General features: G+C 66.8%; 5 protein-coding genes and 1 pseudogene. 2 read left to right on the top strand and 4 right to left on the bottom strand.

The genetic code is table 11. The features are described 5' to 3' along the window. Together QZ847_RS08145 and QZ847_RS08140 are read right to left on the bottom strand one after the other, a co-directional pair. A pseudogene (locus QZ847_RS08145) lies at window positions 1–331 on the bottom strand (hypothetical protein); the annotation flags it as partial. A gap of 99 nt (window positions 332–430) precedes the next feature. Then, window positions 431–1474 carry a bile acid:sodium symporter family protein gene (locus tag QZ847_RS08140; protein ID WP_294355252.1) on the bottom strand — a complete coding sequence of 348 codons (1044 nt, stop codon included), beginning with the start codon at window positions 1472–1474 and terminating at the stop codon, window positions 431–433. A 266-nt stretch (window positions 1475–1740) separates the two neighbouring features. Here QZ847_RS08140 and QZ847_RS08135 point away from each other — a divergent pair, with 266 nt between their 5' ends. Further along, entirely contained in the window at window positions 1741–2949 is a 1209-nt protein-coding gene (locus QZ847_RS08135) for a hypothetical protein (RefSeq protein WP_294355250.1), read from the top strand. Window positions 2950–3097: 148 nt separating this feature from the next. Here QZ847_RS08135 and QZ847_RS08130 read toward each other — a convergent pair whose 3' ends face one another. Beyond that, window positions 3098–3283 (bottom strand): hypothetical protein, encoded by a 186-nt coding sequence (locus QZ847_RS08130; protein ID WP_294355247.1) that lies wholly within the window; start codon window positions 3281–3283, stop codon window positions 3098–3100. 81 nt (window positions 3284–3364) lie between these two features. Beyond that, window positions 3365–4399: a hypothetical protein gene (locus QZ847_RS08125; protein WP_294355245.1), complete on the bottom strand. Its 1035-nt coding sequence runs from the start codon at window positions 4397–4399 to the stop codon at window positions 3365–3367. A 215-nt stretch (window positions 4400–4614) separates the two neighbouring features. Here QZ847_RS08125 and uvrA point away from each other — a divergent pair. Then, window positions 4615–7412: excinuclease ABC subunit UvrA (uvrA, locus tag QZ847_RS08120; RefSeq protein ID WP_294355241.1), on the top strand; the 2798-nt coding region annotated here is incomplete at its 3' end.

Genomic DNA, 7412 nt, shown 5'->3' with positions numbered 1-7412 from the left:
GCCGCTGCCCGTTGATGACGACGTTCCCCGCCGCTCCGCCGAAGCCGCGCAACGACGGATCGATGCTCTCGATCGTGAAGCCGGGCACGCGCTGGACGATCTGCAGCGCGGTCGCGGGCGCGAAGGTGGCGAACCACGCCGCGTCGTAGGTGCGCCTGCCGGTCACGCGGTCGGGCTGCCCGGCCGGCTGCGCGCCCTGCGGGTCGACCGGCTTCGGCGCGGTCACCGTCGCGGGTGCCGGCGCGGTTTGCGCCGCTCCCTCGCCCGCGACCAGAACCGCCGCCAGCGCGACCATGCTCGCCGCTGTCCTCGTCGCCAACCGCATCGGCATCGCACTCCCCTCCCGTCGATGCCGCTTCGACTACAAGCGTAGTCAGTTATCGTCAACGCTTGTTTTCGTCATTCTGTATTATCTAACTAACACACCTGATCAACGGCTGTTCACCGCCGCCTCGACGACTGCCGCGTCCGCGCGCGCCGGATCGACCCCGCCCGCTCCCCGCGCCGCGTACCGCCTTGCCAGCACCGCGCAGACGAACAGCTGCACCTGGTGAAAGATCATCAGCGGCAGCACGATCAGGCTGACCGACGACCCCGCGAACAGGATCGTCGCCATCGGTATCCCGCTCGCCATGCTCTTCTTCGATCCGCAGAACACGATCGCGATCTCGTCGGGCTTGGAAAAGCCCAACGCGCGCGACATCCACGTCGTCGCGGCGATCACCGCCGCCAATAGCACGCCGTCGAACAGCAGCACCAGCGCCAGATCGCCCGCGCTCACCGCCTGCCACACGCCCGACACCATGCCCTCGCTGAACGCGGCGTAGACGACCAGCAGGATCGACCCGCGATCGACCAGGCTCGTCGGCCCCTTGTGCCGCGCGATCCACCCGCCGATCAGCGGCCGCGCCACCTGCCCCGCGACGAACGGCAGCAGGATCTGCGCCGCAATCCCCTCGATCGCGTGGAGCGACACCCCGCCGCCCGCCGCCGCCGGCAGCAATCCCGTCAGCGGAAACACCAATGCGACGATCAACGGCGTCAGCACCGTGCCGACCAGGTTCGACACCGACGCGCTGCACAATGCCGCCGGCACGTTCCCGCCCGCGATGCCCGTAAAAGCGATCGACGACTGCACCGTCGAAGGCAGCAGCGTCAGGAACAACAGCCCCGCCGCGATCTCGCCCGGCACCCACGCGCGCGCGACGCCACTCACCGCTAGCCCCAGCAGCGGGAACAGCAGAAACGTGCTTAGGAACACCAGCCCCTGCAACCGCCAGTGCGTGAGGCCAGCCCAGATCGCCGCCGGCGCCAGCCGCGCGCCGTAGAGAAAGAACAGCAGCGCGACCGCGACCGTCACCGCCACCTCCGCCAACCGCGCACCCTCCCCACGCGCCGGCAACACCGCCGCGAGCGCAACGGTGGCGAGCAGCAGCAGCAGGTAAGGATCGATGAAACGGCGAATAAAGGTCATGCGCGAAGCTCCGGTGAACCCCGCCCATGCCACGCCCTACCGGCCCGCGCGACCACCGCGACTTGCAATCGCACGTGCTTTACGGTCATGCTGCCCGGCGATCAGACCACCGGCGTTGATCCACGTCGAGCCATGCTAAGCTTTGGATTCAATCGGCGGGGTCACTGTACGGTCACCGATGCGAATGCCCGATCATCGCCGGCCCGTCTTGATGTTGTAAGTAACCGCGGCTTGACAGCCAGTGGTACCAACATCAGCCTCACTCTATGCTCACGTTGACATTAGCCGCGCTGGCACAGGCCGCGGCGGCGGCGCCGTCACCCGCCGCCGGCGATGTCGTCGTGGTCGGCCACCGCGCGCAGGACGAGCTTGCCGCCTGCCTTGCGCGCCATTGTCCGCCGGCCGAGGAGATTGAACGATCGCTGCAGGCCGCAGTGGAGCAGTTCAGCGCGACGCGCTACGACGCGGCGCAAGCCACGCTTCAACGCGCGATTAACCGTAACGAGCGCTTCGCAGCGGAGCTGCCTGGTCCGTTGTCGACGCTCTATGCCACGCTCGCAACCGTGGCGGAGCACAAGGGCGTCAACAGACGCTGGCTCGCCTCAATCCGCCGGAGCGTCACACTGCTACGCCAGTATCGCGGCGTCGACCGGCCGGAGACTCTGAGGCAGGAACTCGCCTTCGGAGACGCGATGATCGGCATGAACCAGCCCAGCCTCTCGGCAGCGCTCTACCGCTCGGTGGCGGACAAGGCGGTGGCGAGCGGACAAAACGGGCTCGCCGCAGTGGCGCTGCTGCGTCAGGCGTCGCTCGCCACGATCCGCCACCGCGACGCCGAGGCAACTGCACTCGCCGATCGCGCGGTCGCGGTCGCCGCTGCTGACCCGGCGGTCGCGGCACAGGTCGCGCAGGCCGCGCAAGTTCTGCGCACGCGCATCGCCGTTCGCGACGGTAATGCCGGCGCGGTAGACCGGATCGCCGCCACGCTGCACCAATCCGCCAACGACACGCCGCGCTTGGTCACGCAAACGCCGATCAAGGAACCTAGCAGCGAGTTTTCCGTGCTCAACGCCGCTGCGGCGTCTGAGCGATCTAAGTTCCTCAAGGTGCCGTTGGCACACGCAACGATCCGAACCGCCGACGTCGGCTATTGGATCAAGCCCGACGGACACACCGCGGACGTTGAGATCCTGCGTAGCGCCGGGCTAGGAGGATGGGCGCGCGCGATCACGGATCAGGTTGCCAGCCGTCGTTATGTCCCACTCGATCTGCCCGCAACCAGTCAGGGCATTTACCGCGTTGACCGCTTCACAATCCGCGCGCAGTTCGGCGTACCCATCGGAAGCAAGATACCTCAGCGGATGGGCCGCGAGGAAGTCCGCATCGTCGACCTGACCGACACCGACACGATGACTGCGATCGCGAAGGAACGCATGGAAGATGCCGGCCCCACGCCGAACAAGACTGCAGATTGAACGACGACGACGCGGGGCAACCGCGGGCTGCGGCAATCATGCCCGCAAGCGATCTCAGTCGCATTGATACTGGCCTAACATGACGTGAGTGCCGCGATCATCGCCGTTGCGCATCCAACGACAGACGGTCACGCCGACACGCTCAACCTCACTGCTGCGTCGGGCTCGGCCGGTCCTCCCCCATCGGGCGATCCCCGCGTTCCTTGACGTGGTTGATGTTGGTGCCGACGAAGATCACGGCGATCAACGCCAGCACGATCAGCGTCACCGTCAGAAACCGAGCGCGGCTTTTCGGGTCCGGGCCACCGCGTGGGGGCAGGTCATTCATGGGCATTGAACTCCTCGTGGGCCAAATGCGCCACCGCGCGGCGCGCTCCGTTCACCATACGCCACGCCTGCGTAGACATGTTCACTGCTACAGCGCTTTGCCATCCACCGTGGTGGTATTATCCTTCGTACGGCTGATCGGTTTGCCGCCCGCGACCGCCGACCACACTTGCGTGGGCGACGGCAGCTTGTTGAACGACGCAAACGTCTCCACGCTGCCATCGACGTCGCTCATCGTCACCGAATACGTACCCGTCTTGTTAAGCAGCCCCATGAAGGACGGCGCCACGCTGATCACGCGCCCCGCATCGCCCAGCGCCATCGCAAAACCGGCTTCCTCATTGCTCGATCGGTAAACGCCGTAATTGCGCTCGCCCGCGCTGTCGCGGCACCACGTCACCACCGCGCTCGTCGCGTCCCGCCTCTTCATTCGGCCAACATGAACCACACCGGCGATCATCATGTCGGCAAGGTCGGGCTTGACCACCTTTGCCTTCGAAAAACGCAGTGGCGTGGCGCACGCCGCGATCGGCACCGCCGCGGGTCCCGCCGTCATGCCTTCCGCCGGCCAGCGGACGCCCGCAATCACCTGGTCCATTCGTTCACCCAGTTGCGTCGCCGTCAACGTTGGCGCAGTCATGCGCAACACGACCAGCCAGCCGCCAACCGGTACCACCGCCAACGCGGTGCTGCGAAAGCTTCCGCCCGGACTCGCATATGCCTGCCGCAGCGACGAGGCCACGGACGCCCCCGGTGCAGCAAACACCATCGGCACCGCGCTCGCGGGCGACATGCCGGGCAAGGCACTGCTCGTCTCCAACGCGGTGCGTGCGCGATCGAACCACAATGCCGCGTTTCCCGCGGCGGGGTGAAATAGGAACAAGGTCGTGATGACGCTCTTATCCGCCGCCTCATATCGCGCAGTCACGTCAAATTCGCCCGTGGTTGCATCGCTCAATCCGGTGCGCGTCAACCCGGCCAGCATCGGCATCAGGATGATCCCGGTCTGTGCATGTTGCCATCCCTTGCCCACCGGCACCGGCAGTTCGCGCGCGCGCGCCTCCACGCTCACCACGCCCATCATCACGGCAGCCGACAGCAGCCATCCACGGATCGCTCGCATTATTGATACCCCCTCGAACCGACGCAGCATGGATGCATCCGCGCGCCGCGACAACTCGCATCAGCGCTGCAGGACAACACATCACCGTCCAGCAGCGGCAGATCGGCCTGACCCGCATTTACCGCCCTCCACGCACGAACCTCGCAAGGCCTCCCACGCGTTCCTACATCCGCCCACACTGGCATCCGCTGCGGAACGAAGGTAGAACGGCCCACATGGCTTTGACGACGATTTCGGTGCGCGGCGCGCGCGAGCACAACCTCAAGGACGTGGGCGTCGACATCCCGCGCGACACGCTGACCGTCATCACCGGGCTGTCGGGTTCGGGCAAGTCCAGCCTCGCCTTCGACACCATCTACGCCGAGGGGCAGCGCCGCTACGTCGAGAGCCTGTCCGCCTACGCGCGCCAGTTCCTCGAATTGATGCAGAAGCCCGACGTCGACCATATCGAAGGGCTCAGCCCTGCGATCTCGATCGAGCAGAAGACCACCAGCCGCAATCCCCGCTCTACGGTCGCGACCGTGACCGAGATCTACGATTATATGCGCCTGCTCTGGGCGCGCGTCGGCGTCCCCTACTCCCCCGCCACCGGAGAGCCGATCGCCGCGCAGCAGGTCAGCCAGATGGTCGACCGCGTCATGTCGCTGCCCGAAGGCACGCGCCTCTACCTGCTCGCCCCCGTCGTCCGCGCGCGCAAGGGCGAGTATCGCAAGGAGATGCTGGAATGGCAGAAGGCCGGCTTCACCCGCGTCCGCATCGACGGTGAGCTCTACGAGATCGACGAGGCACCCGCGCTCGACAAGAAGTTCAAGCACGACATCGAGGTCGTCGTCGACCGCCTCGTCGTCCGCGGCGACATCGCCACCCGCCTGGCCGAGAGCTTTGAGACCGCGCTGAAGCTCGCCGACGGCCTCGCCTACGTCGACCCCGCCGATCCGGTCGAACCGCGCACGCCGACCAGCGCAGTGCTCGGCGACCACGCCCCTGACGGCCGCATCGTCTTCTCCGAGAAATTCGCCTGCCCCGTCTCGGGCTTCACCATCCCCGAGATCGAGCCGCGGCTGTTCTCCTTCAACGCCCCCCAGGGCGCCTGCCCCGCCTGCGACGGTCTCGGCGAGAAGCTGATCTTCGACGAGGACCTCGTCGTCCCCAATCACGAACTCTCGATCAAGAAGGGCGCGGTCGTCCCGTGGGCGAAGTCCAACCCGCCGTCGCCTTATTACATGCAGGTGCTCGGCTCGCTCGCGCGCGAGTTCGACTTCGCGCTCGACACCCCCTGGGGCGAGCTCCCCGCCGAGGTGCAGAAGACCATCCTCCACGGCACCCGCGGGAAACCCGTCACGCTCACCTTCGTCGACGGCAAGAAGTCCTATGACGTCAAGAAGCCGTTCGAGGGCGTCATCGGCAACCTCAACCGCCGCATGCTCCAGACCGAGAGCGCGTGGATGAAGGAGGAGCTGTCAAAGTACCAGTCCGCGCAGGCGTGCGAGACCTGCCACGGCGCCCGCCTCAAGCCAGAGGCGCTGGCGGTCAAGATCGCGAAACAGGACATCAGCCACGCCACCCACCTCTCGGTCGTCGACGCGCTCGCCTTCTTCACCGATCTCCCCAACCACCTGGGCGATCAGCAGCGCGCCATCGCCGAGCGTATCCTGAAGGAGATCGTCGAACGGCTCGGCTTCCTCAACAACGTCGGCCTCGACTACCTCAACCTCAACCGCACCAGCGGCACGCTCTCGGGCGGCGAGAGCCAGCGCATCCGCCTCGCCAGCCAGATCGGCTCCGGCCTCTCGGGCGTCCTCTACGTCCTCGACGAGCCGTCGATCGGCCTCCACCAGCGCGACAACGACATGCTGCTCGCCACGCTCCGGCGCCTGCGCGACCTCGGCAACACCGTGCTGGTGGTCGAGCATGACGAGGACGCGATCCGCACCGCCGACTACGTCATCGACATGGGGCCGGGCGCGGGCGTCCACGGCGGACAGGTCGTCGCCGCCGGCACGCTCGAAGAGGTCCTGGCGACCGAAGGCAGCGTCACCGCCGACTACCTGAACGGCGTGCGCGAGGTCCCCGTGCCGGCCAAGCGCCGCAAGGGCTCGGCCAAGAAGCTCACTGTCCACAACGCCACCGCCAACAATCTGACCGGCGTCACCGCGTCGATCCCCTTGGGCACCTTCACCTGCATCACCGGCGTGTCGGGTTCGGGCAAGTCGAGCTTCACCATCGACACGCTCTTCGCCGCCGCCGCGCGGACGCTGAACGGCGCGCGGATGCTCGCGGGCAAGCACGACAAGATCTCCGGCCTACAGCATCTCGACAAGGTCATCGACATCGATCAGTCGCCGATCGGCCGCACGCCCCGGTCGAACCCCGCGACCTACACCGGCGCGTTCACGCAGATCCGCGACTGGTTCGCCGGTCTCCCCGAGAGCCTCGCGCGCGGCTACAAGCCCGGCCGCTTCTCCTTCAACGTCAAGGGCGGGCGGTGCGAGGCGTGCCAGGGCGACGGCGTACTCAAGATCGAGATGCACTTCCTCCCCGACGTCTACGTCACCTGCGACGTCTGCCACGGACAGCGCTACAACCGCGAAACGCTGGAGGTGAAGTTCAAGGGCCACTCGATCGCCGACGTGCTCGACATGACGGTCGAGGACGCGGCTGAGTTTTTCAAGGCCGTGCCCCCCATCCGCGACAAGATGGCGATGCTGGTCGAGGTGGGCTTGGGCTACGTCAAGGTCGGGCAGCAGGCGACCACGCTCTCGGGCGGCGAGGCGCAGCGCGTCAAACTCGCCAAGGAACTCGCCCGCCGCGCCACCGGCAACACGCTCTACATCCTAGACGAGCCGACCACGGGCCGCCACTTCGAGGACGTGCGCAAGCTCCTCGAGGTGCTCCACGCCCTCGTCGAACAGGGCAACACCGTCGTCGTGATCGAGCACAACCTCGACGTCATCAAGACCGCCGACCACATCATCGACATGGGCCCCGAAGGCGGCGTCAAGGGCGGCCGCGT

This window comes from uncultured Sphingomonas sp. (assembly GCF_913778135.1).
Lineage (GTDB): Bacteria > Pseudomonadota > Alphaproteobacteria > Sphingomonadales > Sphingomonadaceae > Sphingomonas.
This window is presented reverse-complemented; position numbering and strand designations above follow the sequence as displayed.